This is a genomic window from Streptomyces sp. NPDC050534, assembly GCF_044457745.1.
Taxonomy (GTDB): Bacteria; Actinomycetota; Actinomycetes; order Streptomycetales; family Streptomycetaceae; genus Streptomyces.
In genome coordinates, this window is sequence record NZ_JBITHF010000002.1 from 268,252 (window position 1) to 292,684 (window position 24,433).

The 24,433-nt window shown below is 72.9% G+C and carries 25 protein-coding genes; 8 read left to right on the forward strand and 17 right to left on the reverse strand.

Translation table 11 applies throughout. The annotated features are described in order from the left end of the window. Positions 1–24: 24 nt before the first annotated feature. Both ACIBN2_RS06750 and ACIBN2_RS06755 read right to left on the reverse strand, forming a co-directional pair. Positions 25–1,413: an FAD-dependent oxidoreductase gene (locus ACIBN2_RS06750; protein WP_399133114.1), complete on the reverse strand. Its 1,389-nt coding sequence runs from the start codon at positions 1,411–1,413 to the stop codon at positions 25–27. A gap of 27 nt (positions 1,414–1,440) precedes the next feature. Beyond that, a complete protein-coding gene (locus ACIBN2_RS06755; RefSeq protein WP_399133115.1) occupies positions 1,441–2,412 on the reverse strand; it encodes a DUF4349 domain-containing protein in 972 nt (323 codons plus the stop codon). Between the two features lie 157 nt (positions 2,413–2,569). On the opposite strand from ACIBN2_RS06755, the gene hemG reads away from it, so the two are divergent. Both hemG and hemQ read left to right on the forward strand, forming a co-directional pair. Continuing rightward, positions 2,570–4,030, forward strand: coding sequence for a protoporphyrinogen oxidase (hemG, locus tag ACIBN2_RS06760; protein ID WP_399133116.1), 1,461 nt, complete (start codon positions 2,570–2,572; stop codon positions 4,028–4,030). A 5-nt stretch (positions 4,031–4,035) separates the two neighbouring features. Next, the gene (gene hemQ / locus ACIBN2_RS06765; RefSeq protein WP_399133118.1) at positions 4,036–4,767 is read left to right on the forward strand and encodes a hydrogen peroxide-dependent heme synthase; all 732 of its coding nucleotides are present in this window, start codon (positions 4,036–4,038) and stop codon (positions 4,765–4,767) included. Between the two features lie 283 nt (positions 4,768–5,050). Here hemQ and ACIBN2_RS06770 read toward each other — a convergent pair whose 3' ends face one another. The 6 genes from ACIBN2_RS06770 to ACIBN2_RS06795 form a co-directional block, all read right to left on the reverse strand. Next, entirely contained in the window at positions 5,051–6,706 is a 1,656-nt protein-coding gene (locus ACIBN2_RS06770) for an alpha/beta hydrolase (RefSeq protein ID WP_399133119.1), read from the reverse strand. A gap of 97 nt (positions 6,707–6,803) precedes the next feature. Continuing rightward, entirely contained in the window at positions 6,804–7,604 is an 801-nt protein-coding gene (locus ACIBN2_RS06775; RefSeq protein ID WP_399133120.1) for a TIGR04222 domain-containing membrane protein, read from the reverse strand. 92 nt (positions 7,605–7,696) lie between these two features. Next, positions 7,697–8,479, reverse strand: a complete 783-nt coding sequence (locus ACIBN2_RS06780; protein ID WP_399133121.1) for a DUF4142 domain-containing protein — start codon at positions 8,477–8,479, stop codon at positions 7,697–7,699. A gap of 49 nt (positions 8,480–8,528) precedes the next feature. Continuing rightward, a complete protein-coding gene (locus ACIBN2_RS06785) occupies positions 8,529–9,824 on the reverse strand; it encodes a DUF692 domain-containing protein (protein WP_399133122.1) in 1,296 nt (431 codons plus the stop codon). A gap of 155 nt (positions 9,825–9,979) precedes the next feature. Further along, positions 9,980–10,771: a DUF4142 domain-containing protein gene (locus tag ACIBN2_RS06790; RefSeq protein WP_399133123.1), complete on the reverse strand. Its 792-nt coding sequence runs from the start codon at positions 10,769–10,771 to the stop codon at positions 9,980–9,982. Positions 10,772–10,929: 158 nt separating this feature from the next. Continuing rightward, positions 10,930–11,646 carry an aminoacyl-tRNA hydrolase gene (locus tag ACIBN2_RS06795; protein WP_399133124.1) on the reverse strand — a complete coding sequence of 239 codons (717 nt, stop codon included), beginning with the start codon at positions 11,644–11,646 and terminating at the stop codon, positions 10,930–10,932. 53 nt (positions 11,647–11,699) lie between these two features. Here ACIBN2_RS06795 and ACIBN2_RS06800 point away from each other — a divergent pair, with 53 nt between their 5' ends. Further along, a complete protein-coding gene (locus tag ACIBN2_RS06800) occupies positions 11,700–12,608 on the forward strand; it encodes an ATP-binding cassette domain-containing protein (protein WP_399133125.1) in 909 nt (302 codons plus the stop codon). Continuing rightward, positions 12,605–13,276, forward strand: coding sequence for an ABC transporter (locus tag ACIBN2_RS06805; RefSeq protein WP_399133127.1), 672 nt, complete (start codon positions 12,605–12,607; stop codon positions 13,274–13,276). The genes ACIBN2_RS06800 and ACIBN2_RS06805 overlap by 4 nt, the downstream gene beginning before the upstream one ends. Here the strand turns inward: ACIBN2_RS06805 and ACIBN2_RS06810 are convergent. The 8 genes from ACIBN2_RS06810 to zapE all read right to left on the reverse strand — a co-directional run bounded on the left by ACIBN2_RS06810 (position 13,268) and on the right by zapE (position 19,870). Further along, the gene (locus tag ACIBN2_RS06810) at positions 13,268–13,456 is read right to left on the reverse strand and encodes a hypothetical protein (protein ID WP_399133128.1); all 189 of its coding nucleotides are present in this window, start codon (positions 13,454–13,456) and stop codon (positions 13,268–13,270) included. The two genes, ACIBN2_RS06805 and ACIBN2_RS06810, sit on opposite strands and share 9 nt — an antisense overlap. A gap of 18 nt (positions 13,457–13,474) precedes the next feature. Further along, positions 13,475–14,329: a polysaccharide deacetylase family protein gene (locus ACIBN2_RS06815; protein ID WP_399133129.1), complete on the reverse strand. Its 855-nt coding sequence runs from the start codon at positions 14,327–14,329 to the stop codon at positions 13,475–13,477. Positions 14,330–14,431: 102 nt separating this feature from the next. Beyond that, positions 14,432–14,983: a YbhB/YbcL family Raf kinase inhibitor-like protein gene (locus tag ACIBN2_RS06820; protein ID WP_399133130.1), complete on the reverse strand. Its 552-nt coding sequence runs from the start codon at positions 14,981–14,983 to the stop codon at positions 14,432–14,434. Between the two features lie 66 nt (positions 14,984–15,049). Then, the gene (locus tag ACIBN2_RS06825; RefSeq protein WP_399133131.1) at positions 15,050–15,928 is read right to left on the reverse strand and encodes a slipin family protein; all 879 of its coding nucleotides are present in this window, start codon (positions 15,926–15,928) and stop codon (positions 15,050–15,052) included. 105 nt (positions 15,929–16,033) lie between these two features. Next, positions 16,034–17,518 carry a SulP family inorganic anion transporter gene (locus ACIBN2_RS06830; RefSeq protein ID WP_399133132.1) on the reverse strand — a complete coding sequence of 495 codons (1,485 nt, stop codon included), beginning with the start codon at positions 17,516–17,518 and terminating at the stop codon, positions 16,034–16,036. 8 nt (positions 17,519–17,526) lie between these two features. Beyond that, a complete protein-coding gene (locus ACIBN2_RS06835; RefSeq protein WP_399133133.1) occupies positions 17,527–18,105 on the reverse strand; it encodes a carbonic anhydrase in 579 nt (192 codons plus the stop codon). Positions 18,106–18,183: 78 nt separating this feature from the next. After that, on the reverse strand, positions 18,184–18,576 hold the full coding sequence (locus ACIBN2_RS06840) for a hypothetical protein (RefSeq protein WP_399133134.1): 393 nt from the start codon (positions 18,574–18,576) through the stop codon (positions 18,184–18,186). Positions 18,577–18,763: 187 nt separating this feature from the next. Beyond that, positions 18,764–19,870 carry a cell division protein ZapE gene (zapE, locus tag ACIBN2_RS06845; protein WP_399133135.1) on the reverse strand — a complete coding sequence of 369 codons (1,107 nt, stop codon included), beginning with the start codon at positions 19,868–19,870 and terminating at the stop codon, positions 18,764–18,766. A gap of 37 nt (positions 19,871–19,907) precedes the next feature. Between zapE and ACIBN2_RS06850 the strand changes: the two genes are divergently transcribed. The 4 genes from ACIBN2_RS06850 to msrB all read left to right on the forward strand — a co-directional run bounded on the left by ACIBN2_RS06850 (position 19,908) and on the right by msrB (position 23,239). Continuing rightward, complete coding sequence (locus tag ACIBN2_RS06850; protein WP_399133137.1) at positions 19,908–20,693, forward strand: pyrimidine reductase family protein; 786 nt, start codon at positions 19,908–19,910, stop codon at positions 20,691–20,693. 133 nt (positions 20,694–20,826) lie between these two features. Beyond that, complete coding sequence (locus ACIBN2_RS06855) at positions 20,827–21,300, forward strand: indole-3-glycerol phosphate synthase (RefSeq protein WP_399133138.1); 474 nt, start codon at positions 20,827–20,829, stop codon at positions 21,298–21,300. A gap of 129 nt (positions 21,301–21,429) precedes the next feature. Further along, positions 21,430–22,818 carry a UDP-N-acetylmuramate--L-alanine ligase gene (murC, locus tag ACIBN2_RS06860; protein ID WP_399133139.1) on the forward strand — a complete coding sequence of 463 codons (1,389 nt, stop codon included), beginning with the start codon at positions 21,430–21,432 and terminating at the stop codon, positions 22,816–22,818. A 13-nt stretch (positions 22,819–22,831) separates the two neighbouring features. Next, entirely contained in the window at positions 22,832–23,239 is a 408-nt protein-coding gene (gene msrB, locus ACIBN2_RS06865) for a peptide-methionine (R)-S-oxide reductase MsrB (RefSeq protein WP_399133140.1), read from the forward strand. Positions 23,240–23,257: 18 nt separating this feature from the next. Here msrB and ACIBN2_RS06870 read toward each other — a convergent pair whose 3' ends face one another. Beyond that, positions 23,258–24,274: a YbhN family protein gene (locus tag ACIBN2_RS06870; RefSeq protein WP_399133141.1), complete on the reverse strand. Its 1,017-nt coding sequence runs from the start codon at positions 24,272–24,274 to the stop codon at positions 23,258–23,260. Positions 24,275–24,433: the final 159 nt, after the last annotated feature.

A 24,433-nucleotide genomic window follows, 5' to 3' on the forward strand; every position in this document is an offset into this window, starting at 1 on the left:
CGTCGCGCAGTTCCCCGCGCCCCTTCAGGGGCGCTGCTGCACCGCCTTCGACGCTTTGCGGGCCGCCACCAGTACCGGGTCCCAGACCGGGCTGAAGGGTGGGGCGTAGCCCAGGTCCAGGGCCGTCATCTGTTCCACCGTCATGCGGGCCGTGAGGGCCACCGCTGCGATGTCGACGCGCTTGCCCGCGCCCTCGCGGCCGACGATCTGCACGCCCAGCAGGCGGCCCGTTCGGCGCTCGGCGAGCATTTTGACCGTCATGGGGGAGGAGTCCGGGTAGTAGCCCGCCCGGCTCGTCGACTCGATGGTGACGGCCTCGAACTGGAGGCCCGCCCTGCGCGCGTCCTTCTCGCGCAGGCCCGTGCGGGCGATCTCCAGGTCGCAGACCTTGGAGACGGCGGTGCCGACGACGCCGGGGAAGGTGGCGTAGCCGCCGCCGACGTTGGTGCCGATGATCTGGCCGTGCTTGTTGGCGTGGGTGCCGAGGGCGATGTGGCGCTCCTGGCCCAGGACCAGGTCGAGGACCTCCACGCAGTCGCCGCCGGCCCAGATGTTCTCGTGCCCGCGCACCCGCATGGCCAGGTCGGTGAGCAGGCCGCCGTGGGCGCCGACGGGGAGTCCGGCCGTCCGGGCGAGCGTCGTCTGCGGCCGTACTCCGATGCCCAGGACCACCACGTCCGCGGGATATTCGGCGTCCTCCGTGGCCACCGCCCGTACCCGGCCGTCCTCGTGGGTGTGCAGCTTGGTCACCTCGGCGTCGTTGACCATGGTGATGCCCAGGCCCTCCATGGCCTCGTGCACCAGGCGGCCCATGTCCGGGTCGAGCGTGGACATGGGCTCGCTGCCGCGGTTGACGACCGTCACCTCGTAGCCGCGGTTCAGGAGCGCCTCGGCCATCTCCACGCCGATGTAGCCCGCCCCGACGACCACCGCGCGGCGGCCACGCGTGCGTGCCAGCGAGTCGAGCAGCGCCTGGCCGTCGTCCAGGGTCTGCACCCCGTGCACACCGGCCGCGTCGGCGCCCGGCATGTCCGGGCGGATCGGGCGGGCGCCGGTCGCGATCACGAGCTTGTCGTACGACGTCCAGGACTCGGCCCCGGAATCGACGTCACGCGCGCGTACCCGGCCGCCCGCCACGTCGATCTCCGTGACCTCCGTCCGCATGCGCAGATCGATGTCCCGCGCGCGGTGTTCCTCGGGCGTACGGGCGATCAGCCGGTCCCGCTCGCCGACCTCCCCGCCGACCCAGTACGGGATGCCGCACGCCGAGTAGGAGCTGAAGTGGCCGCGCTCGAAGGCGACGATCTCCAGCTCGTCGGGGCCCTTCAGCCGGCGTGCCTGCGACGCCGCGGACATCCCCGCGGCGTCGCCGCCGATCACCACCAGTCGTTCCCGCGCAGCGCTCATGTTCATGTGAACACGCTACGAGGGCAGGCCATTTCAGTGCTCGTCGCCGTCCCGTCGCGTGCTGTTGCCCGGCACGGGAGGGGCCGACGGCAGCGGGCCGAGCGCGCTCGTCGCGGGCGCGGGGGCCGGGCGGCGCGGCAGGCGGGGCCGGATCAGCCGCAGCCATGCCAGCACGGCCAGGGCCGCCACCGCGGCGAACGGCAGCACCGCGCCGATCGCCACCGCCAGCCAGCGCAGCATCGTCACGAACGCGTCCCAGCCGCCCGCCAGCGCGTCCAGGAACCCGGGGCTCCCGTCCTTGGCGGCAGCCTTCACCGGGGTCTCCGACAGGGACAGGGTGATCGTGGCGAGGCTCGTGCGGTCCTTCAGCGACGCCTGCTGGGCGAGCAGCGCCTCCAGGTCGGCCTCCCGGCTGCTCAACTCGCCCTCCAGCTCCACCACGTCGCTGAGCTTGGTGGCCTGGTCCATCAGCTCACGGACCCGGGCCACGCTCGCGCGCTGCGACTTGATGCGGCTGTCGACGTCGACGACCTGGTCCGTGACGTCCTGGGCCTTCGCGGTGCGGTCGAGCAGTTTGCCCGTGCCCTGGAGTGCGGCGAGGACCTCGTCGTACCTCTCCACCGGCACACGCAGCACGACACGGGTGCGCTCGCGGCCCTTCTCGTCGCGGGTGGTGGTCTCGTCGCCGACGTAGCCGCCCGCGTCCTCGGTGGTGGTGCGGGCCTCGTCGAGGGCCTTCGGTACGTCCTTGACCTGCACGGTCAGCGACGCGGTGCGGATGATGCTGCTGGTGAGCCTGGGCGCCTGGGCCGGCTTGGCGCCGTTCGCGCCCTTCTCACCGCCCGGCGCGGACCCCTTCGCGTCGCTCTGCGCGGCCGCCTTGTCGTTCGCCGCGCCGCCTCCGGAGTCGGAGCCGCTCGCGCTGCATCCGGTCAGCGCGAGAGTCGCGGTGAGCAGGACCGCGGCCAGGGCCGGGACGGGTCGTACGGGATGCCGTGAGCGCATGTGCTGAACCCCCGAGGGTCGTGACGACTGACGCTTCTTGGACGCCCGGAGGGGCCCGGACGTTGGACCGGCGCGATCCCGATGCGGTCACGGTCGGGACTCGTGACGGACACCGGGGCGCGGATGGTCTGTCAGCGGGGTCTGAGAGGCTGGGGACATGCGCGAAGAGGAGAGCCGTACGGGTGCGGGGCAGGTCGTCGTCGTCGGGGCCGGGATCGCCGGGCTGGCGGCGGCCCACCGGCTGCTCGGGCGCGGTGCGCGGGTGACCGTGCTGGAGGCGTCGGACCGGGTCGGCGGCAAGCTGCTGCCCGGCGAGATCGCGGGCACGCGCGTGGACCTCGGCGCCGAGTCCATGCTGGCCCGCAGGCCGGAAGCGGTGGCCCTCGCGCGCGAGGTGGGCCTCGGCGACCGCCTCCGGCCGCCGGCCACCGCCACGGCCTCCATCTGGACCCGCGGCGCCCTGCGCCCCATGCCCAAGGGCCACGTCATGGGCGTCCCCGGGACCGCCGCCGCCCTGGCCGGCGTCCTGTCCGACGAGGGCCTCGCCCGCATCGAGCGCGACACCGACCTGCCCCGCACGGAGGTCGGTGACGACGTGGCGGTCGGGGAGTACGTGGCGGCGCGGCTCGGCCGGGAGGTCGTCGACCGCCTGGTGGAACCCCTGCTCGGCGGTGTCTACGCGGGCGACGCGTACCGCATCTCGATGCGCTCGGCGGTCCCGCAGCTCTACCAGGCCGCGCAGACGCACGACTCGCTCACCGAGGCGGTCCGCGAGATCCAGGCCAGGGCCGCCGCGGCCCGGCAGAACGGTCCCGTGTTCATGGGCATCGAGGGCGGCGTGGGCAGCCTGCCGCTCGCGGTCGCCGAGTCGGTGCGGGCCCGGGGCGGCGAGGTCGTCACCGGGGCGCCGGTGACGGAGCTGCGCCGCACGGACGGCGGGACCTGGCGCGTCGTCGCCGGTGACCGCGAGCTGCGCGCGGACGCCGTGATCGTCGCCGTGCCCGCCCCGGCCGCCGCCGCGCTCCTGCGCGCCGAGGCCCCGGCAGCCGCGACCGAGCTCGCCGCCGTGGAGTACGCCTCCATGGCGCTGATCACTCTGGCCTACCGCCGCGCGGAGGCCGACCTCCCAGAAGGCAGCGGCTTCCTCGTGCCGCCGGTCGACGGGCACACCATCAAGGCGTCGACGTTCGCCTCCCAGAAGTGGGGCTGGATCGCCGACGACGACCCCGGCCTGCTGGTCCTGCGCACCTCGGTCGGGCGCTACGGCGAGACGGAGATCCTCGGGCGCGAGGACGCCGACCTGGTCGAACTCTCCCGCCGCGACCTGCGCGAGGCCACCGGCCTCGACGCCGACCCCGTCGAAACCCGCGTGACGCGCTGGACCGACGGCCTGCCGCAGTATCCCGTCGGCCACCACGCGCGCGTGGCCCGCATCCGCGAGCACGTCGCCAAGCTGCCGGGTCTCGCCCTGTGCGGCGCGCAGTTCGACGGGGTCGGCATCCCGGCGTGCATCGCGAGCGCGTACGCGGCGGTGGATCAGCTGGGAGGCGACCTGAGCGGTGTGCAGGAGCTCACCGCCAACCCGGTGCAGAGTCTGCACGGCGGAGCGGGAGAATAGGGGACATGAGTGACGACGCCCCCACCACCGAGCCCGGCAGGATCCCGAACAAGGGCAAGCTGGCCAAGGATCTCAACGAGGTCATCCGCTACACGCTGTGGTCCGTCTTCAAGCTGAAGGACGTGCTGCCCGAGGACCGTGCGGGCTACGCCGAGGAGGTCCAGGAGCTGTTCGACCAGCTCGCCGCGAAGGACGTGACGATCCGCGGAACGTACGACCTCTCCGGCCTGCGCGCCGACGCCGACCTCATGATCTGGTGGCACGCGGAGACCGCCGACCAGCTGCAGGAGGCGTACAACCTCTTCCGCCGCACCAAGCTCGGCCGCGCGCTCGAGCCGGTCTGGTCGAACATGGCGCTGCACCGTCCCGCCGAGTTCAACCGCTCGCACATCCCCGCGTTCCTCGCCGACGAGACGCCGCGCAACTACGTCAGCGTGTACCCCTTCGTGCGCTCCTACGAGTGGTACCTGCTGGCCGACGAGGACCGCCGCCGCATGCTCGCCGACCACGGCAAGATGGCCCGCGGCTTCCCGGACGTGCGCGCCAACACGGTCGCCTCGTTCTCCCTCGGCGACTACGAGTGGGTCTTGGCCTTCGAGGCCGACGAACTGCACCGCATCGTCGACCTCATGCGCCACCTGCGCGGCTCCGAGGCCCGCCGCCACGTCCGCGAGGAGATCCCGTTCTTCACGGGCCGCCGCAAGGACGTCGCGGAACTGGTCGCGGGCCTGGCCTGACCGAACAGGGGGCTCGGTGCTCGGCTGGGGAGCCGGGATCGACTTCCCGGGGTGTGGCAACGGGTGCATTGGGTTCGGGGCCGTGCTGCTCGACGAGGTCGTCTGATCGCGGGCGATGCCTCATGCCGGCCGGGGGCCCGGGGGTTGTCCCCCGGGAGTCGCAGCACGGGCCGCCGCAAGGACGTCGCGGAACTGGTCGCGGGCCTGGCCTGATCGGCCGAGTCCACGTCCGACTGCACGTCCGAGCCCGGGCCCAGGTGTGAGCCCGGGCCCGGTGGTTGCGTCAGCCTCTGGGGGCCTTGCCCTTCAGGGAGTCCTTCACGGACGTGGGGTGGGCGCGGTCGTCGGAGGACGGCTTCGGTTCGGCGTGCGGGGCGCACGAGGCGCGCCGCTCCGGGGTGCGGCCCTCCAGCAGGTAGGCGTCGAGGTAGCCGTTGACGCACTTGTTGGGGCCGCCGGCGATGCCGTGCGTGCCCGCGTCCCGCTCGGTCACCAGGACCGAGCCGGACAGCCGCCGCTGCATCTCCAGGGCGCCGTCGTACGGCGTCGCCGCGTCCCGCTCCGCGGCCAGGATCAGCGTCGTCGGCAGCTCGCCCGGTCCGGTCCGCACGTCGAGCGGCTGCTGCCGGGGCGCCGGCCAGTAGGCGCACGGCAGGTTCATCCACGCGTTGTCCCAGGTCTCGAACGGCGCCACGCGCGCGAGCCGGGTGTTGTCACGGTCCCAGACCTTGAAGTCGGTCGGCCAGGCCGCGTCGTTGCACTCCACGGCCGTGTAGACCGCGTTGGAGTTCTCCGCCTCGGCCGCCGCCTCCGTGGCCGGCCCCGCCTGTTCGATGAGCGGCTTCGGGTCGCCCTTCAGGTACGCCGACAGCGCCTGCGCGCGCCTGGGCCAGTAGTCGTCGTAGTAGCCGGCCGACAGGAACGCGGCCTGGAGCTCCGCGGGACCCACCTTGCCGCCGGCGGGCTGGGCCGCGAGCTGTGCGCTCGCCTTGGTGTAGTTGTGCTGGACCGTGGCCACGGTCCTGCCCAGCCTGTACACGTCGTCGTGCCGGGCGATCCACTGCCGGAAGTCCGTCCAGCGGCTCTCGAACGCGGCCGACTGGTCGAGGTTGTTGCGGTACCAGATCTGCTCGGGCGCCGGGTCCACCGCCGAGTCGAACACCATCCGGCGCACGTGCGAGGGGAACAGCGTCGCGTAGAGGGCCCCGAAGTAGGTGCCGTACGACGCCCCCATGAACGTCAGCTTCTGCTCGCCCAGCGCCGCCCTCAGCACATCCAGGTCGCGGGCGTTGTTGAGGGAGTTGAACTGCTTCAGCCCGCTGCCCGACCGCCTGGCGCAGCCCTGCGCGTAGGCCTTCGCCTGCGCGATGCGCTCCTGCTTGTACGACTCCGAGGGATGCGCCGGCGCCTGCGAGGGCGCCTTGAAGAAGCGCCCCGGGTCCTCGCAGGACAGCGGCGCGGACCGGCCGACGCCGCGCGGGGAGTAGCCGATCAGGTCGTAGGCCGACGCGATGCGCTTCCACTCCGGGAGCAGGCCGACGAGCGGGAAGTACTGGCCGTCGCCGCCCGGTCCGCCGGGGTTGTAGACCAGCGCGCCCTGCCTCCGCACCCGGCGCTTGCTGTTGTGCGGGTCCTTGTGCGTGGCGGCCACCCGCGTGACGGTCAGCTTGATCTGCTTGCCGCCGGGCCGGGCGTAGTCGAGCGGTACGGACACCGTGCCGCACTGCATGGCGCCGGGCATGTCCTTGACGTCGGAGCACTTCCCGAAGTCGATGCCGGCCGCCCGGGCCCGCGCGGCCGCCGCTGCCGTGCCCTGCTGCTCGGCCGCGCCGGGGGCGGCCGGTGCGCCCGGCGCTGCCGGTGCGCTGCCGGCCGGTGCGAGCGCCAGGGCGGTCACGAGCAAGGATCCGGCGGCCGAGTAGAGGGCGGCAGCTCTCATGACGTATCCCTTCGGTGCATGGCAGCGACAAAAGGGATGTTTCGTTCGGTGTATGGAGAAGGCAAGCACCAAGCGCCGGTGTCGGCGCCAATGCCCCCTATGCGCCCCCGATGTGCGGTTCGCGCCAGGGCTCGTCGCGGTGCGCGAAGGCCGCGCGCAGGTCCGGTTCGCCGATCGCGCGGACCCCCCGCACGGCGACGGTGGTGAGGTACGTACGGTCGTCGCCGCTCGTGGCGCGCCGGGTGAGGGCGCCCAGCAGCCGCTGCCCGGCCGGGGAGGCCCAGCGCGAGTACGGGTGGACCTCGACCCGGGCGATGGCCAGGCAGCTCAGCGTCAGTGCGAGCGGCAGCGCGAACCACAGGGCGACCAGAGCGCGCGGCATGTCCGGCTGGGCGGGCACCAGCAGCGCGGTCGCGCCCAGGGCGAGCACCGCGAGCGCGGCGAGCCGCACCTGGCGCACGCCGGCCGCGACGGTGGTCCGGGCGCCCGCGGGCACGGCCAGGCCCGCGTCGACGAGCCGGTCGGCGAGACCGGCGACGGCGTCCGTGGAGGCGGCGGCGGCCCGTACGGGGGCGATGCGGTTCTGCCCCTCGGGCCCGATGGCCCCGATGACCGACCGCTCCATGTCGTCCCGGCCGCGCGGGTCGACCACCGTCGCCCAGCCGGTGTGGGCGAGCAGCAGCCGCCGCTGTCTGGCCATCGAGACCATGGTCAGATCGGCGACCCGGCCGGGTCCGCCGGACAGGAAGGCGGCCTCGTAAAGGGTCAGCTCATGACGCCGTGCGTCCCCTCGGACGTCCGCGTCGCCCGCCGCCGCGCGTACGGCGGCCAGGCACAGGCGTGTGCACGCGGTGCCGGCCGCGGCCCAGGCCAGCAGCAGGAGAAGGACCCAGAACATGCCGCGTTTCTATGCCAGATGCTCTGGGGAACGCCATGCCCTGTTCACAATACGGACAAGCCGTTGCCGGTATGTGACGTTCCGTTTGATCGTCACGGCGGCGGGCTGGTGGTGGGCGGCGGGAGCGGGTAGGTCGGGGACGGCGACGCCGTGACGGGGGTGGCCGGACTCGGGTCCGCCGTCGGGCCGGGCGGGGCCGGGGAGCCGGTGAGCGGGGGAGTGCTCGCGGAGGCCATGTCCCGGGCGAGCGCGTCCCAGTCCACGTACCCCGTGGCCTCCAGGACCTTGATGTGGTCCAGCACGGTCGTGTTGGCGTCGTCGGCGAGCGACCGCACCAGCGAGTTGCGGGTGGTCGCGCGGACCTGGGCGACGAGGGAGAACACCGTGCCGTGCGCCAGCCGCGCGATGTTCACGAACTGGCGGTCGTAGTCCGTGCCCTCGGCCGTGTGCAGGGTCGCGAGCCACTGCCGCTGCTGGGCCGTGGGCTCGTTGGGCAGCTGGAGCCCGAGCTTGGCGGCGACGTCGCGCACCCGCTGGTCGAGGAAGGTGTGGCCCTGCACGAGGTGCTGCCCCGCCGTGCGGACGGCCTCGGTGGTGCCCTTCTCCTCGGCCTCCTGCCCGGCGGGCAGCTCCCACAGCCCGGCCAGCCGGACCCGGGTGACGAAGTCGCGGTCGAGAGCGGACAGCGGCCCGTACTGGGTCGGCACGGTCTGGGCGCTCAGCGTGCCGGCTGCGGTGCCGGTGCCGGTGCCCGAACGGTCGGCGTAGGACCAGATCGGGAAGATCAGCGCGAGCAGGGTGGCCATCAGGCCGATGACGATGATGCCTGTGCCGCTGACTATGCCTCGGCCCTTGAGGGGTGGTCGGGGTCGCATGGTGCCTCCTGTACGGCACCGCATATTACTGCGAGGTTCGTGCGCCCCCTCAGCGGTGCAGCAGCACGCGCCGGGCCGCCCTCGCCACCCGCCCCGGCCGCGGCGCGGGCCCCGACCGCTCCAGCCACCAGGTCCGCAGCTCCCGCCGGACGCGGCCCTCCTCCAGCCGCCCGTCGAGCAGCAGATGCCCGGCGAAGTCCAGGGCGTCCCTGCGGTAGCCGCCCGTCATGGGGTGCCCGTGGGCGTACGCGAGGAAGGCGGGCCGGTACGTCCCGCCGAGGATCTCCGGCAGTTCGGGCGCCACCTTGGCCACCACGTCCGCGCGCTTCCCGGCGAGCGCCCGCGCCTGCACCCCCAGCCGCACCCGGTCGAACCCCTCCGGCACGGGCGTCCCGGCGACCAGCGCCGACAGCAGGGCGGTCTGGGCGAGCGCGAGCCGCTGGCGGGCGTCGCCGGTGGAGGGGGAGGAGGCCGGCGGGGTGCCGGTGCCGGTGACTGCCGCACCCTGCGCCCGCAGGGCCCGCCCCTTCTCCACGGCCACCCGGATCTCCTTCAACTCCCGCTCCAGCTCGGCCGGTTCGGGGAAGTTCTCGTCCCGCTCCAGCAGCACGCCCGGCGGTGAGATCCGGGAGGCGAGGTCGGTCAGGATGTCGAGGACCGGCCGCGGGACCGGGTGGGCGTGGCTGTCGTGCCAGACGCCGTCGCGTTCGAAGCCGCCCGCGACATGGACGTAGGCGATGGCCTCCAGGGGCAGCTCGGCGAGCGCCTCGGCCGGGTCCTCGCCGCGGTTGACGTGGTTGGTGTGCAGGTTGGCCACGTCGATCAGCAGCCGTACGCCGGTCCGGTCGGCGAGTTCGTACAGGAACTGCCCCTCGGTCATCTCCTCGCCCGGCCAGGAGACCAGCGCGGCGATGTTCTCGACGGCGAGCGGCACCGGCAGCGCGTCCTGCGCGATGCGGATGTTCTCGCACAGCACGTCGAGGGCGTCCCGGGTGCGTGGCACGGGCAGCAGGTGCCCGGCCTCCAGGAGCGGGGAGGCGGTCAGCGGGCCGCCCGCCCGTACGAACGCGATGTGCTCGGTGACCAGCGGCGATCCCAGCGCCTCGGCCCGCTCGGCGAGTGCGGCGAGCCGTCCGGCGTCCGGCCGGTCGGCGCCGCCGAGGCCGAGTGAGACGCCGTGCGGGACCACGGTGACGCCGCGGGCGCGCAGCCGCTGAAGCGACTCGGAGAGGTGCCCGGGGCACACGTTCTCGGACACGGCCTCGACCCAGTCGATGCCCGGCATGCGCTCCACGGCGTCGGCGATCTCCGGCCGCCACCCGATGCCCGTTCCCAGTCGCTCCATGGTCCGTCCCCCTCCTCGGCTGTGTTCCGATCCATGCGTCCGCGGTGATACGTCTCCTTCGATGCGTCGCCCTTGACGTGACGGAGGTATGGCCCCGCCGCCGCGGCCCGAATCCCGCCCCGTCCACCTTCAGAGCAAGATTTGAGGTTCGCGGCTCACTCCAGGAGGCCCTGCGAGTCCACCGGCTCGGGCCGGTTCGTGTTGACCGTGCCGGGTGCGCCCGGGGAGGGGCGCGAGGTCGTCCTGATGTCGCCGCCGGACTCCGCGGCCGGCGCCGAGGGCGGCACCTGGCCGGGAAGCGGCGCGGGCGGGCCGGTCGGGCTGGCGGTGCTGGCCGACACCGCGTCGTTGGCGATGGCGTCGAAGTCGACCCGGCCGGTCTTCTCCAGGATCGTGATGTGGTCGAGCACCGTCTGGTTGGCGTCCGAGGCCAGCTGCCGTACGAGGGTGTTGCGGGTGGTGTTACGGACGGTGCCGATGGCCGGGAAGATCTTGCCGTGCGCGGCGCGCAGCAGATTGACGAAGGTGTACTCGTACGCCGAGCCCGTCGCCGCGTCCATCTCCCGCAGCCAGCCCTGCTGTTGCTCGTTCGGCTGGTTCGGCAGGGGGACGCCGAGCCGGGCCGCGACGATGCGCACCCGCTTGTCCAGATCGGTGTGGCCGACGACGAGGTGGTCGCCGGCCTCCCTGATCGCCCGGCTGGGGGCGCGCTCGATCGCCTGCTGCCCGGCGGGCAGCTCCCACAGCCCGGCCAGCCGCACCCGCACGATCAGATCGCGGTCGGCGGCGGTCAGCGGACCCCATTCGGTGTTCACGGTCCCCGCCGCCACGTTCGCCTGCCCGGTGCCCAGCCGGTCGGCGTACGACCACACGGGGAACACGAGGGCGCCGAGGGTGACGACGAGGGCCACGACGAGCAGAGCCGTGCCGTTGATACGCACGCGCAAGGTGCCTCCCGGGTGAGAGCAACTGGTCGTCGGCGCAGGGTGCTTGGCCGGTGCGCCGGTGCCGGGAGATACGCGCGGGGTTCACCCGCTGTTCAAACAACGGGTAAAGAATCACATTACTTGGCAAAGACTGCTGGTCGGTGGGTGGTCATGGCCGGTCAGCGGAGCGCCGGGTGGTCGGCCACCACGGTGCAGGAGCCGGGAGCGATCTCCGTGAAGCCGGCGTCGCGCACCAACGGCAGCCCACTGGACGTCAGTTCGCCCCAGCGCGCCGGGTCCGCGGTGCGTACGGCGAGCGCGAATCCGCTGTCACGCCAGGCGGCCCGCTCCTCGTCCGGCAGTTCCCACCAGGCCAGTTGGGCGGCGTGGCCCGCCTGGGCCATCGCCTTGCCCGCGGACATGCCGAGGCCGGGGTTCAGCCACAGGACGGGGAGGGCCGGGTCCGCCGCGACCGGCGGCTCCGGGTCGTCGAGATCCGTGCCGGACACCTGCAGCCTGGCCAGGTCCTTGGGCCATCCGTCGAGCGGTACGGGCGGGAAGACCCGCACCTCGGCGTTCTTCCCGCTCACCGTGATGCCGGGCAGGGCCTCGGCCCGCCGCCACTCGGCACCGCGGGCGCGCCGCACCACCTTGCGGATCCGGGCGTCCTGCCAGTCCCGCACGGCCTCGGCCCACTCGCCGTCCCCGAGGGCCCGCTCGTCGCTCAGCATCACGAGCACGGCGCGGGCGGCGGTCTCCATTGCGTCCGTACGGGCGGGCGGCGCCGCCTTCTCGATGCGCACGACGAGGGGCAGCACGAACTGCGGTGCCTGGTCGCGCTCGCTGGGCTCGGAACGGAACGGGCTGTCGGCGGAGGACGTCACTTCATGGCTCACACCAGCCAACTTTAAGGGGGCGCGGGACGGTGCCCCTTTGGGAGGATGCCCGCATGCGACGCGATCTTCGGCTGGACGACGTCGGCCGCCGCTACGGACTGCGCGGCCCCTGGGTGCTACGGGGCGTCCACCTCGCCCTCGCGCCGGGCACGCTGACCCGCGTCGAGGGGGCGAACGGCACCGGCAAGTCCACGCTGCTACGGCTCCTGGCCGGCATCGACGCCCCCACCGAGGGCCGGATCACCGGCCGCCCCCGCACCGCCTACGTCCCCGAGCGCTTCCCGTCGGCCCTGCCCTTCACCCCGCACGGCTATCTCACCCACCTCGGCACGATCCACGGCCTGTCCCGCCCGGCAGCGATCCGCGCCACCGGGGAGTGGCTGGAGCGCTTCGGCGCCGCCGGCTACGCCCGCACCCCCATGGCCCGGCTGTCCAAGGGCAGCAGCCAGAAGGTCGCCGTGGCGCAGGCGCTGCTCGCCGAGCCGGAACTGCTCGTCCTCGACGAGGCGTGGACGGGTCTGGACACCGCCGCCCGAGGCGAGCTGGAGCGCGCGGTCGCCGAGCGCACCGCGGCCGGCGGGGCGGTCGTGTTCGTGGACCACGACCCGGGCCGCCTCGCGGGGGCGCCTGACATGACATACACCGTGCGGGCCGGCGCTCTGGAGAGCCGTACGCGAGAGACCGCCGCACCGGCGGACGGCCCGCAGGTCGTGGTCGAGGCGCAGGGGCCGCCGGGTGCTCGGCCGCCCACCGGCACCCTCGGTGCCGTCCTCTCGGCCGAGCAGACCGCGCCGGGCCACTACCGCCTCACCGTGCCCGCCTCCCACTCGGACGCCGTGCTGCGCACCCTGCTGACGGCCCGCCCACCGTGGCACGTGACCGGCGTGCACCCCCTCGCCCCGGACAGCCACGCCTCGCACACCCGAAACACGGACAGTCAAGACAAGGACAGCCACCGATGACCGCCCCCCTGCGCTACCAGGCCGCCCTCCTCCTGCGCTCGCAGCGCTGGCTGCCGCCGGTCATCCTCTACGCGGCCTTCCTCGGCGTCGGGCTCCAGGGCGGGCAGCCGGTGCTCGACTCGCTCGGCTACGCGGCCGCCGCCCTGCTGCCGGTCGCGGCCTGGCTGGTGCGGATCTGCGTCACGGTCGAGCCGCCCGCGGCACGCGCGTGCGTGGCCGCGGCGTCCGGGTCCGGGCGGGCCCATCTGGCCAGGCTGCTGGTGGCGTTGACCGCCGCGGCCGTGCTCGGCACGGTGGCGACCCTCTTCGTGACGCTGATCAGCGATCCGGTGAGTACCGACCACCACACCCGGGTGCCGCTGCTTCCGGCGGGCGCGGCCGGGCTGCTCGCCGCGCTGGCCTGCGCGCTGCTCGGCACGGCCGTCGGCGCGCTCACCAACTGGCCGGTGCTGCGCTCGCCCGGCCGCGCGGTCCCGGCGATGCTCCTCGCGGCGCTGCTGTCGGTCGTGGCGACGGGCTCGCCCGCGCAGGCGGCGGTCAGCGGCCTGGTCACCGGCTCGCAGTCGGGCACTGTGCACGTGCCCCTGCTCCCGCTGGCGGCGGCCGCCGTCCTCGCGGCGGCGGCGACCGCGGTGGCCTGCGTGCTCTCGTCCCGCCGCTCAGCCTGAACAGGCGGTGCGCTGCGCCTCCTGCCACTCACACACCGGGCACAGCGTGATCCCCTTGTACGACTCCGGATACTCGGTCGGCTCGCGGCACAGGACACACTCCGCATACGGCGGTCCGTCGGCCTTCGGCGGCCTGGTGGCGTCGATCAGGCAGTAGCCGTCGTCGCTTTCGTCGCTCATGCCTCCAGCGTAGGCCGGTCACCGGTGGCCACTGGTGGCCCCGATGAGCTGGGACACCTTCACGAACCGGAAGCCCTTCGCGCGCAGCTCGGGCACGACCGTGCGGACGGCCTGCTCGGTGACGGGAGCCGCGCTGCGCGTGCAGTGCATGACGACGACCGAGCCCGGCCGCACCCCGTCCAGCACCTGCCGCGCCACCGCGTCGGCGTCCGTCGCGAACGCGTCCCCGCTCACCACGTCCCACTGCACGGGCGTGACACCGGTCGGGGCAAGCGCCTTCAGCGTCCGCCGGTCGTAACACCCGCCCGGGAAACGGAAGTACGGCATCGCGTCCGGCACCCCTGCCCTGCGGAACGCCGTGTACGCCCGCTCCACGTCCGACCGCATCCGGTCCGGGGACATGGTCGGCAGGCCGTAGCAGTTCGCCGTGAAGGCGTAGTGGCTGTAGGAGTGGTTGGCCACCTCGAACAGCGGGTCGCGGCCGATGGAGCGTGCCTCCTGCGGATACTCGTCGGCCCACCGGCCGGTCATGAACAGGGTGGCCGGCACCTTCAGCGCCCGCAGCGTCGCGATCAGCTGCGGATTGTCGAACCGCTCACCGGCCGCTGCCCGCGGGCCCTCGTCCGCGGTCATGTCGGCGTCGAAGGTCAGCGCGACCGTCTTGCCCTGCGTGCGCGGGCCGTTCTCGAAGACGCGGGCGAGCCCCGCCGGGCCGGGCGCGAGCGTCGGCGGCCGGGACGGAGCGGCGGAGGTGGCGGACGGTGCCGGGCGGGCGGCACGGGGCGCCTCGGGGGCGCCGCAGGCGGTGAGTACGGCGCCGGCTGCGCAGGCGAGGGCACAGGTGGCGACCACTTGTCGTACTTGAATGATCACCACACGAACATAACGGCGTAAAACGGGCGAATGGTGGACCGGCGCGCTCGCTCACCGAGCAGCGGCCACCGACGGGCGCGCGGCCGTGCCCGCCGGTCGTTCTCAGCGGCCGTAGAGTCCGGTCAGGTGGCCGGCGGCGAGGGTGTGGCCGTTCAGAGCTCGCTTCACGGCGTCGGCCGAGGCGCCGGACGGCAGGCCGAGGGTACGGTCGGCGGCGTAGGCGGAGAAGACGTAGTGGTGCCGTTGGCCCTTGGGCGGGCAGGGCCCTCCGTAGCCGCTCTTCTTGAAGCCGTTGCGGCCCTGGGCCGCGCCCCGCGGGGCCTGTCCGGCCGGCCAACTCGTCGGCGACGGGGGCGCGTTCCACACCACCCAGTGGGTGAAGGTGCCGTGCGGGGCGTCGGGGTCCTCGACCAGGACGGCCAGCCCCTTCGTGCCGGACGGCACCCCGGAGAAGGAGAGCGGGGGCGAGACGTTCCCGCCGTCGCAGGTGTAGCGGCGCGGGATCGTGCCGCCGTCGGTGAAGGCCGTGCTGGTCACGGTGATCCGCCGTGCGGCGCTGGGCGCGGGTGCTGACGAGCCGCCGCCGTCGCCCCCGCATCCCGAAACGAGCCCCACTGCCGCCGCTGCGGCGACGATCACGAGCCTGCGCTGCATGGACGGAACGCTAGCCGCGCCCCTGCGCGGCCGCTACCCGCCGCGTCACGGGCCGCCGGCCGCTGATCACTCGTCGGGCCGATGGTCCTGCGTGGGCTCGATCTGAGGGGTCTCCGCCTGCTCGATCCGAGGGGTCTGGGCTTGCTCGATCCGAGGGGTCTGCGTGTGCTGCTGGTCCTGCGGATGCTCCTGCGCCTTCTCCAGGAAGCGGAGCAGCTCCACCGGGAAGGGCAGGACCAGTGTGGAGTTCTTCTCGGCGGCGACCGCCGTCACGGTCTGGAGCAGCCGCAGCTGGAGCGCGGCTGGGGTGTCCGCCATCTGTTTCGCGGCATCGGCCAGCTTCTTCGAAGCCTGCAGCTCGGCGTCCGCGTTGATGATGCGGGCACGGCGGTCGCGGTCGGCCTCGGCCTGCCGGGCCATGGAGCGCTTCATGGCCTCGGGCAGGGAGACGTCCTTGATCTCGACACGGTCGATCTGCACGCCCCAGCCGATGGCCGGGCTGTCGATCATCAGCTCCAGGCCCTGGTTGAGCTTCTCGCGGTTGGAGAGCAGGTCGTCGAGGTCGCTCTTGCCGATGATCGAGCGCAGGGACGTCTGTGCCATCTGGGAGACCGCGAACTTGTAGTCCTCGACGTTGATCAGCGCGGCCGCCGCGTCGACGACCTTGAAGTAGACGACGGCGTCCACGCGCACGGTCACGTTGTCCCGGGTGATGCCCTCCTGCGCCGGGATCGGCAGCGTCACGATCTGCATGTTCATCTTGCTCATGCGGTCCGCGATCGGGACGATCATGGTGAAGCCGGGCGACCGCACCTCACCGGCCAGCCGCCCGAGCCGGAACACCACCCCGCGCTCATACTGCTTGACGACCTTGGCCGCCGCCGCGAAGTAGACGACCCCCGCGGAACAGGCCGCCACGATCGCCGTCACCACCTCAGGGCCCATGCCGGCCCCCTCTGTCAGAGGTCTCGTGTGTCTGCTCCTGCAACGATATGCCTGGTTACCCGGCCCCGGGCCACGACTGGCTCCCGGGACCGGCCACCAGGGTGCCTACGGCGCTGTCACCCGCGCCGGCTCGGCACGGGCCGTCACCCGCACCGGCTCGGTGCCGGCCGCGCTGTGCCGCTCGGCCCAGTTCTCCAGCGCCGTACGGCAGGCGTGGTCCAGGTGGTGCAGGCCGGAGAGGTCCAGCTCCACCGGGCGGTCCTGGGGCAGCGCCTCCAGACTGTCGAGGATCTTCGGCAGCCGCAGGAAGGTCGCGTTGCCCGAGAGGTACGCCTGGACGGGGCCCGCGCCCTTGTCGACGATCTCCAGCTTGAGGTGCGAGGCCTCCCAGGCCGTCTTGACGACGGAGAGCGCCAGCCCGATCAGGACGCCCTCGAACATGCTGACCGCGACGATCGACAGGGCCGTCACCACGAGGATCAGCGCCTCGCCGCGGTGCTCGCGCCACAGCGTCACGAGGCCGCGTACGGGGATCAGCTTGGCGCCGGAGTGGACCAGGACGCCCGCGAGCGCGGGGATCGGGATGAAGGCGAGGACGCCCGGCAGCAGGGCCGCGAACAGCAGCAGCCACACGCCGTGCAGCACACGGGACGCCTTCGTGCGGGCGCCCGCCTGGACGTTCGCCGCGCTGCGCACGATCACCGCGGTCATCGGCAGCGCGCCGAGGACACCGCTGAGCGCGTTGCCCGCGCCCTGCGCGACCAGCTCCTTGTTGTACTGGGTGCGCGGGCCGTCGTGCAGCCGGTCCACCGCCGCGGCGCTGAACAGCGACTCGGCGGAGGCGATCAGCGTGAAGGCGACGATCGTGCCGAGCAGGCCGAGGCCGGCGAGCTCGCCGAAGGCACTCGGCGGGGGCGGCTGGATCGAGCCCAGCAGGCCCTTCACCTCGACCGTGGCGATCCGCAGCGGGAACACCGTCGCGACGAGGGTCGCGAGTCCGACTGCGGCGAGCGGCCCGGGGATCGCGCGCAGCCGCTTGGGCATCCGCTTCCACAGCACCAGGACGGCGATGGTGCCGGCGCCCACGAGGAGCGAGGTGAGCGCCTGGGTGTTCCCGAAGGTGCCGACGAGCGCCCCCGGGAGGCGGGCTATCTTCTCCAGGCCCGAGGCGGGTGCCTCGGCGTCCGCCATCGAGTAGAGCTGTCCGGCGATCAGTACGAGACCGATGCCGGCGAGCATTCCCTCGACCACCGAGACCGAGATGGCCCGGAACCAGCGCCCCAGCTTCAGGACGCCCATGAGGATCTGGAGCACGCCGGTGGCGAGCACGATCACGCCGAGGGCCGGCAGCCCGAACTCCCGCACGGCCTCGAAGACCAGCACGGTCAGACCGGCCGCGGGTCCGGAGACCTGCAGGCTGCTGCCGCGCATGAGACCGGTGACGACGCCGCCCACGATGCCGGTGACCAGGCCCAGTTCGGCCGGGACACCGGAGGCGACGGCCACGCCCACGCACAGCGGGAGCGCGACCAGGAAGACGACCAGTGAAGCGGCGAAGTCCTGCCGCAGGTGGGGGTATGTGGTCATCATCGCGGCGCTCACAGGGCCTTGAAGACGTCGGTCTGCGGGTCGTGCGTCAGCACGGCACCGGTGTGGACCTCGTAGAACCAGCCGTGCAGGGACAGTTGACCGTCGTCGATCCGCTTCTCGATGTACGGGTACGAGCGCAGCCGCAGCAGTTGCGTCAGGACGTGGCTCTGCACGCCTTCGGTGACGGCCGGGTCCTCGACCGTGCCGGACGGGCGCGGAGTGGCGTGCGTCAGCCAGTCGCGCACGGCCGGCACGGCGGTCAGGTCGTCGCCGCGCACCAGGGCGCCGACGGCGCCGCAGTGCGAGTGCCCGCAGACCACGACGTCGCGGACGCCCAGCACCTCCACCGCGTACTCGATGGTGCACGCCTCGCTGGTGGGGTGCTCGGAGGCGTACGGCGGGACGATGTTGCCCGCGGTGCGCAGCTCGAAGAGCTCGCCCGGGCGGGCGCCGGTGATCAGGGCCGGGACGACCCGGGAATCGGAGCAGGTGATGAACAGCACCTGGGGGGACTGGCCTTCGGCGAGGCCGGCGAACTCCTCAGGGCGCTGTCCGAACAGACGGGCGTTGTCGATGAGGGGCTGCATATGCGTGACTCCTCCTGGCGCGCCGCGGTGGCGCGTCGGTGTGGGCAGGACAGAGGTGGGGGCGGAACTGCTCTGCTGTCAGCAGCGGAAGACCTGAAGTGCTGCCGGAGTGTGGGCTGTCGGGGATCTCGACGTGCCGGGTGCCCGGATCACGGCCGGTTCGTGAGCGGCCGCCGGGCCCGGGGCCGGCTGTCCGCGCTCGGGGCCCTCGGGTGTGAAGTCGGCGGCGCGGGTCCGGTCGCGGGTGCGCAGGGGACCGGTCGGGCCCCCTGAGGGATCGCAGTGGCGGTGCGTGACCGTCTCACCGCGCTGGGCCGAGCCGGACAGTGTGATTCCGGTCTGGGCCTTGGCCTCGACATGACGGGCCGTATGCGCGGATGCGAAGGAAGCGGTGGGAGCGAAGAACGGGAGCGCGACAAGAAGGGCGACGAGGAGCGCCAGCGCGCTCCGGCCCGCGGTGATGCGGAACATGCGCCCCCCTCCAGGTGGTTCACGCCGTTCGTACGCACCAATCGCAGCTCAACCATTGATCAATGGACGGTCTGCGGCGGGTCAACGGCAGGTCAAGAAACAGGTTAACCCTGCAACGTTGTTTGCAGGGTTAACTTTACGTTTCCAGTTGAAGAGAGCCTGAAATGCGCTGCTGGAGTGGCGGGAACTAGTCGCTCTCGGTGAGCCTCTCGGCGTCCCGCGCCAGCGCGGTGAGCCGGGAGATCGCCCTGAAGTACTTCTTGCGGTAGCCGCCGTTCAGCATCTCCTCGCTGAACAGCCGGTCGAAGGGCAACCCGGAGGCCAGGACCGGCACTTCACGGTCGTAGAGCCGGTCGGCGAGCACGACGAGCCTGAGGGCCGTCGACTGGTCGGGGACGGGCTGCACATCGGTGAGGCAGACCGCCTGCACGCCGTCGGTCAGGGCGCCGTACCGGCTGGGGTGGACCTTGGCGAGGTGGCCGAGGAGCTGCGGGAAGCCGTCGAGCGAGGCGCCCGCGGTGGCGTACGCCGCCTTGGTCACCTGCTCCTTCGGGAAAGGTGCCGGCGCGGCGGGCAGGCCGCGGTGGCGGTAGTCCTCGCCGTCGATGCGCAGGGGGCGGAAGCGGGCGGACAGGCCCTGGATCTCGCGCAGGAAGTCGGCCGCCGCGAAACGGCCCTCGCCGAGCTTGCCCGGGAGGGTGTTGGAGGTGGCGGCGAGTGCCACGCCGGCGTCGACGAGCTTGCCGAGCAGGGTCGACACGAGGACCGTGTCGCCGGGGTCGTCGAGCTCGAACTCGTCGATGCACAGCAGCCGGTGGCCGGAGAGGGTCTGGACGGTCTGCTGGAAGCCCAGGGCGCCGACCAGGTTGGTGAGCCCGACGAACGTGCCGAACGCCTTCAGCGCCGGCTCCGCCGGGGTGGCGTGCCAGAGGGAGGCGAGCAGGTGGGTCTTGCCGACGCCGTAGCCGCCGTCGAGGTAGACGCCGCGGGGACCGGCCGGGGGCTTTGCCGCCTTCGCCCTGCCGAACCCGAGGAAGCCGCGCTTGCCGCCGCCGACGGCGTGCGCCCCGCCGAGCCCGGCCGCGAAGCCCTCGAGGACCTGGACGGCCTCGGTCTGGCTGGGCTGGTTCGGGTCGGGTATGTAGGTGCTGAAGCGCACCGAGTCGAAGCGCGGCGGCGGCACCATTTCGGCGACCAGCCGGTCGGCGGGGACATGCGGCATGCGGGCGCACAGGGACAGCGGCGCCGCGTCCGCTATCGGGCTGCGGTCGGTGGCGGAAGGGGAGGACGACACGGTTCACCATGCTAAGCGCCGTGCCACACTGCACGACATGCGACGCCTGTTCCCTGTGACCGACGAGACAGCGCCGAACCCTCCAGGTGAGGCCGAGTGGAGCCTCGCCGAGCTCGCCGCCGCCTACGCCTATCCCGAGCCGGCCGCGGATGGCCGGCCCGTGCCCTGGCTGCGGGCGAACATGGTGTCCACGCTCGACGGCGCCGCTCAGCACGACGGGCGCTCGCAGTCGATCTCCAGCGCGACCGACATGCGGATCTTCGGCACCCTGCGGCAGCTCGCGGACGTCGTGATCGCCGGTGCCGAAACGGTACGTCAGGAGGGGTACCGGCCCGCACGCGCGCGTGCGGAGTTCGCGGAGGCGCGCCGGGCCGCCGGACAGGGGCCGGTGCCGGCCATCGCGGTGGTCAGCGCCAGTCTCGACCTGGACTTCTCCCTCCCCCTGTTCGCCTCGCCCCTGGTGCCCACCCTGGTGCTCACCGGCGCCGCGGCACCCCCGGACCGGGTCGCCGCCGCCGAGAAGGCCGGTGCCAGGGTGGTGGTCGCCGGTGACGGCGTGGGCGTGGAGCCCGCCCGTCTCGTACGGGCCCTGGGCGAGCTGGGGCACACCCGGCTGCTGACCGAGGGCGGCCCGCGGCTGCTCGGCCAGCTGGTGGCCGCCGGAGTGCTGGACGAGCTGTGTCTCGCCGTGTCCCCGACGCTCACCGCCGGTGACGCGCAGCGCATCGCGGGCGGTCCTTCGGTCGCGGTTCCGCAGCGCTTCGTACTCGCGTCGGTTCTCGAGGAGGAGGGGTTTCTCTTCACCAGGTACCGGCGGGCCTGATATTCGGTCAGCGGTACCCCCGGTCCCGAAAACGGCGGAATCAACCGTTCCGCTTTGCTTCGGGCGGGCACACTGAATCTCGCAGTCCCCGTGACACGACGGGGCAGGATGGTTTCCGCAGAAGGGGCGCCCGGTGTTCACAAGCGTACTGATGATCGAGAAGGCACTGACGTCCGCGGACGTGGAGTTCGTCACCGGTCTGCACGGGGACGAGAGCGTCTTCTTCCACGTGCTGCTCCAGCCCCGCGGCGACCAGGCGGACCGCCTGCTGCGGGCCATCGACGACGTGGCGCTCGGCGAACTGGACGAGGCGGCGAAGGAGCACGAGGCCCCCGAGGGGGAGGCCGCGAAAGACTTCGGGACGCGGGCCCTGGAGGTGTCCCTGCAGGCACTGCGGGCCGCCGGCAGCGAGGCCGAGGGCAAGCTGATCGAGGACCATCCGCTGGACGCCCTCAAGGCGATGGTCGACGAGATCGACGCGGACGAGGTCATCGTGCTGACCGATCCGCACTACGTGGAGGAGTTCTTCCACCGGGACTGGGCGTCGCGGGCGCGGCACAAGGTGGGGGTGCCGGTGCTGAAGCTTTTCTCGCACAGTAAGGCGTAGTTCTTCGGGCGCGGGCCGGTGGGGGTTGCTCGCGCCGTTCCCCGCGCCCCTGGGGAGTTGCAGGCCCCCGGAACGCATAGGCTGGGCGGCCGAACGTTCCGCCGTACGCACCACGCACAGGAGAAACGCATGGCACCCGGCCTTCCCCCCGCCATGGACCGACCGCACTTCATCGGCATCGGCGGCGCCGGGATGTCGGGCATCGCGAAGATCCTCGCGCAGCGCGGGGCCAAGGTGGCGGGGAGCGACGCGAAGGAGTCCGCGACGGCCGAGGCGCTGCGGGCCCTGGGCGCGACGGTGCACATCGGGCACGCGGCGGAGCACCTCGCCGACGACGCGAGCTGCGTGGTCGTGTCGTCGGCGATCCGCAAGGACAACCCCGAGCTGGCCCGCGCGGCCGAGCTGGGCATCCCGGTGGTCCACCGCTCCGACGCCCTCGCCGCGCTGATGGACGGCCTGCGCCCGATCGCGGTCGCCGGCACCCACGGCAAGACCACGACGACCTCGATGCTGGCGGTGTCGCTGAGCGCGCTCGGCCTGAACCCGTCGTACGCGATCGGCGGCGACCTGGACGCGCCCGGCTCCAACGCCCTGCACGGCGAGGGCGAGATCTTCGTCGCCGAGGCGGACGAGTCGGACCGGAGCTTCCACAAGTACGCCCCCGAGGTCGCCATCGTCCTCAACGTCGAGCTCGACCACCACGCCAACTACGCCTCGATGGACGAGATCTACGAGTCCTTCGAGACGTTCGCGGGCCGGATCGTCCCCGGCGGCACGCTGGTGATCAACGCGGACCACGAGGGTGCGCGCGAGCTGACCCGGCGGCTGGCCGGAGCCGTCAGGACGGTGACGTACGGCGACGCGGAGGACGCCGACGTACGGGTGCTCTCCGTAGTGCCTCAGGGCCTGAAGAGCGAGGTGACGGTCCTCCTGGAGGGGCGGGAGCTCACCTTCACGGTCTCGGTCCCCGGCCGCCACTACGCGCACAACGCGGTGGCCGCCCTGGCCGCCGGCGTCGCGCTGGGCGTCCCGGCCGAGGAACTGGCGCCCGCCCTGGCCTCGTACACGGGCGTCAAGCGCCGCCTGCAGCTGAAGGGCGAGGCCGCCGGGGTCCAGGTGATCGACTCCTACGCCCACCACCCCACCGAGATGACGGCCGACCTGGAGGCGATGCGCGCCGCGGCGGGTGGGTCCCGGATCCTGGTCGTCTTCCAGCCGCACCTGTTCTCCCGTACGCAGGAGCTCGGCAAGGAGATGGGCCAGGCGCTCGCCCTCGCGGACGCCTCGGTCGTCCTCGACATCTACCCGGCCCGCGAGGACCCGATCCCCGGTGTCACGAGCGAGCTGATCATCGAGGCGGCACGGGCCGCGGGCGCGGACGTGACGCCGGTCCGCGACAAGGCGGACGTGCCGTCCGTGGTCGCGGGAATGGCGAAGCCCCGCGATCTCGTTCTCACCATGGGCGCGGGTGATGTCACCGACCTCGGACCGCGCATCCTGGACCGTCTTTCGCAGTGAGGGGCTGAGGCTCATGTCGTACGACGTCGAAAAGCCGGACGAGCAGTGGCGCGCGGAGCTGACCCCCTCCGAGTACGCGGTGCTGCGCCAGGCCGCCACGGAGCCCGCCTTCACCGGTGAGTACACCAACACCAAGACCGAGGGCGTCTACTCCTGCCGTGCCTGCGGCGCCGAACTGTTCACCTCGGAGACGAAGTTCGACTCCCACTGCGGCTGGCCGTCCTTCTTCGACCCGAAGGACACCGACGCGGTGGAGCTCATCGAGGACCGCTCGCACGGGATGGTGCGGACGGAGGTGCGGTGCGCCCGGTGCGGGTCGCATCTCGGGCACGTCTTCGAGGGCGAGGGGTACGGCACGCCCACGGACCAGCGGTACTGCATCAACAGCATTTCGCTGCGGATGACCGACGACCAGGGGTGACGCGGGCCGACGCGGGCCTCACAGCACCTTCCGCTGCACCAGTGCCGACAGCACCAGTGCACCCGGCAGGAGCGGCAGCCAGACCGTCAGGACGCGGTAGCCGATGACGGCCGTCGTCGCGATGTCCACGGGTGCCCCGAGGGCGCTCATGGTGAAGACGACGGCCGCGTCCACGGGGCCGATGCCGCCCGGCGCGGGCACGGCCCCGACCGCCGTGCTCGCGGCCAGGAAGGCGAAGGTGACCTGGACCCAGGTCAGGGGTGAGCCGAGTGCCGCCCCGACCGCGAAGATCACGCTCGCCTGAAGCACCGGGGCCGCGGCCGCTCCGCCCCAGAGGGCGAGGACCCGGGCGGGGCGGGTGTGCAGCAGGCGTACGTCGGTGAAGGCGCAGCGCAGGGCGTCCAGGAGAGCTCGGCGCAGCGGGCGTACGGTCGCCACGAGGAGGGCCGAGAGGCCCAGGGCGAGCGTGGCTCCTCCGGCGACCAGGAGCAGGGTCCGGTCTTCGGGCACCAGGGCGCGCGTCAGCAGCACGTCGGGGAACACCACCAGGAAGACGAGCAGGAGGAGCGTCTTCGCGATCGGCCTGACCACCGAGTACAGGGCGAGCGAGGCGGTGGCGCGGGGCAGGGGGATGCCCCGGTTCTGCAGGAAGCGCAGCGTGACGGCGTGGGCGCCGAGGCTGGCCGGCAGCGCGTGGTTGGCGGCGCCGGCGGCGAACTGGGAGGCGATCAGCAGGCCCGTCGGGAGCTTCTCCGGCAGGGCGCCCTGGCGGACGCAGGCCGCCGTCAGCCAGCCCAGGCAGGTGAAGAGCAGGGCGAGCAGCAGCCACCGGGGGTCGGCGGACGCGAGGCGCGCGGAGCCGTCGTGGACGGTGCGCCAGTCGACCGCGACCCATACGCCGATCAGCAGCAGGGGCAGCAGCACCAGCACTCGCCGCAGCAGGCGGGTGGCGGAGGAGAACCGCGGGGGAGGGTCGGCGCAGGGGCCCGCGGCGGGGAGGGGTCCGCGGACTTCTTCGAGCGGGAGCAGAGTCACGGCGCACGTCGTCCTTTCACGTCGGCCCGGGCGACGGGGTGCGGCGTATGGCAGCAGGGGACGGCGGAACCGTTCCCGCCCGGCGTGACGGCCTGGTGTCCGGGAGCCGAAGGGGCGCGGGCGGGCGGACGACGCGGCAGCCTTCCCATTTGTGCCCCG

What these genes read in the sequence shown, in the direction of transcription:
- ACIBN2_RS06750 (WP_399133114.1), bottom strand. Translation starts at nt 1,413, where the DNA reads ATGAACATGAGCGCTGCGCGGGAACGACTGGTGGTGATCGGCGGCGAC.
- ACIBN2_RS06755 (WP_399133115.1), bottom strand. Translation starts at nt 2,412, where the DNA reads ATGCGCTCACGGCATCCCGTACGACCCGTCCCGGCCCTGGCCGCGGTC.
- hemG (WP_399133116.1), top strand. Translation starts at nt 2,570, where the DNA reads ATGCGCGAAGAGGAGAGCCGTACGGGTGCGGGGCAGGTCGTCGTCGTC.
- hemQ (WP_399133118.1), top strand. Translation starts at nt 4,036, where the DNA reads ATGAGTGACGACGCCCCCACCACCGAGCCCGGCAGGATCCCGAACAAG.
- ACIBN2_RS06770 (WP_399133119.1), bottom strand. Translation starts at nt 6,706, where the DNA reads ATGAGAGCTGCCGCCCTCTACTCGGCCGCCGGATCCTTGCTCGTGACC.
- ACIBN2_RS06775 (WP_399133120.1), bottom strand. Translation starts at nt 7,604, where the DNA reads ATGTTCTGGGTCCTTCTCCTGCTGCTGGCCTGGGCCGCGGCCGGCACC.
- ACIBN2_RS06780 (WP_399133121.1), bottom strand. Translation starts at nt 8,479, where the DNA reads ATGCGACCCCGACCACCCCTCAAGGGCCGAGGCATAGTCAGCGGCACA.
- ACIBN2_RS06785 (WP_399133122.1), bottom strand. Translation starts at nt 9,824, where the DNA reads ATGGAGCGACTGGGAACGGGCATCGGGTGGCGGCCGGAGATCGCCGAC.
- ACIBN2_RS06800 (WP_399133125.1), top strand. Translation starts at nt 11,700, where the DNA reads ATGCGACGCGATCTTCGGCTGGACGACGTCGGCCGCCGCTACGGACTG.
- ACIBN2_RS06805 (WP_399133127.1), top strand. Translation starts at nt 12,605, where the DNA reads ATGACCGCCCCCCTGCGCTACCAGGCCGCCCTCCTCCTGCGCTCGCAG.
- ACIBN2_RS06810 (WP_399133128.1), bottom strand. Translation starts at nt 13,456, where the DNA reads ATGAGCGACGAAAGCGACGACGGCTACTGCCTGATCGACGCCACCAGG.
- ACIBN2_RS06820 (WP_399133130.1), bottom strand. Translation starts at nt 14,983, where the DNA reads ATGCAGCGCAGGCTCGTGATCGTCGCCGCAGCGGCGGCAGTGGGGCTC.
- ACIBN2_RS06825 (WP_399133131.1), bottom strand. Translation starts at nt 15,928, where the DNA reads ATGGGCCCTGAGGTGGTGACGGCGATCGTGGCGGCCTGTTCCGCGGGG.
- ACIBN2_RS06830 (WP_399133132.1), bottom strand. Translation starts at nt 17,518, where the DNA reads ATGATGACCACATACCCCCACCTGCGGCAGGACTTCGCCGCTTCACTG.
- ACIBN2_RS06835 (WP_399133133.1), bottom strand. Translation starts at nt 18,105, where the DNA reads ATGCAGCCCCTCATCGACAACGCCCGTCTGTTCGGACAGCGCCCTGAG.
- ACIBN2_RS06840 (WP_399133134.1), bottom strand. Translation starts at nt 18,576, where the DNA reads ATGTTCCGCATCACCGCGGGCCGGAGCGCGCTGGCGCTCCTCGTCGCC.
- ACIBN2_RS06850 (WP_399133137.1), top strand. Translation starts at nt 19,908, where the DNA reads ATGCGACGCCTGTTCCCTGTGACCGACGAGACAGCGCCGAACCCTCCA.
- murC (WP_399133139.1), top strand. Translation starts at nt 21,430, where the DNA reads ATGGCACCCGGCCTTCCCCCCGCCATGGACCGACCGCACTTCATCGGC.
- msrB (WP_399133140.1), top strand. Translation starts at nt 22,832, where the DNA reads ATGTCGTACGACGTCGAAAAGCCGGACGAGCAGTGGCGCGCGGAGCTG.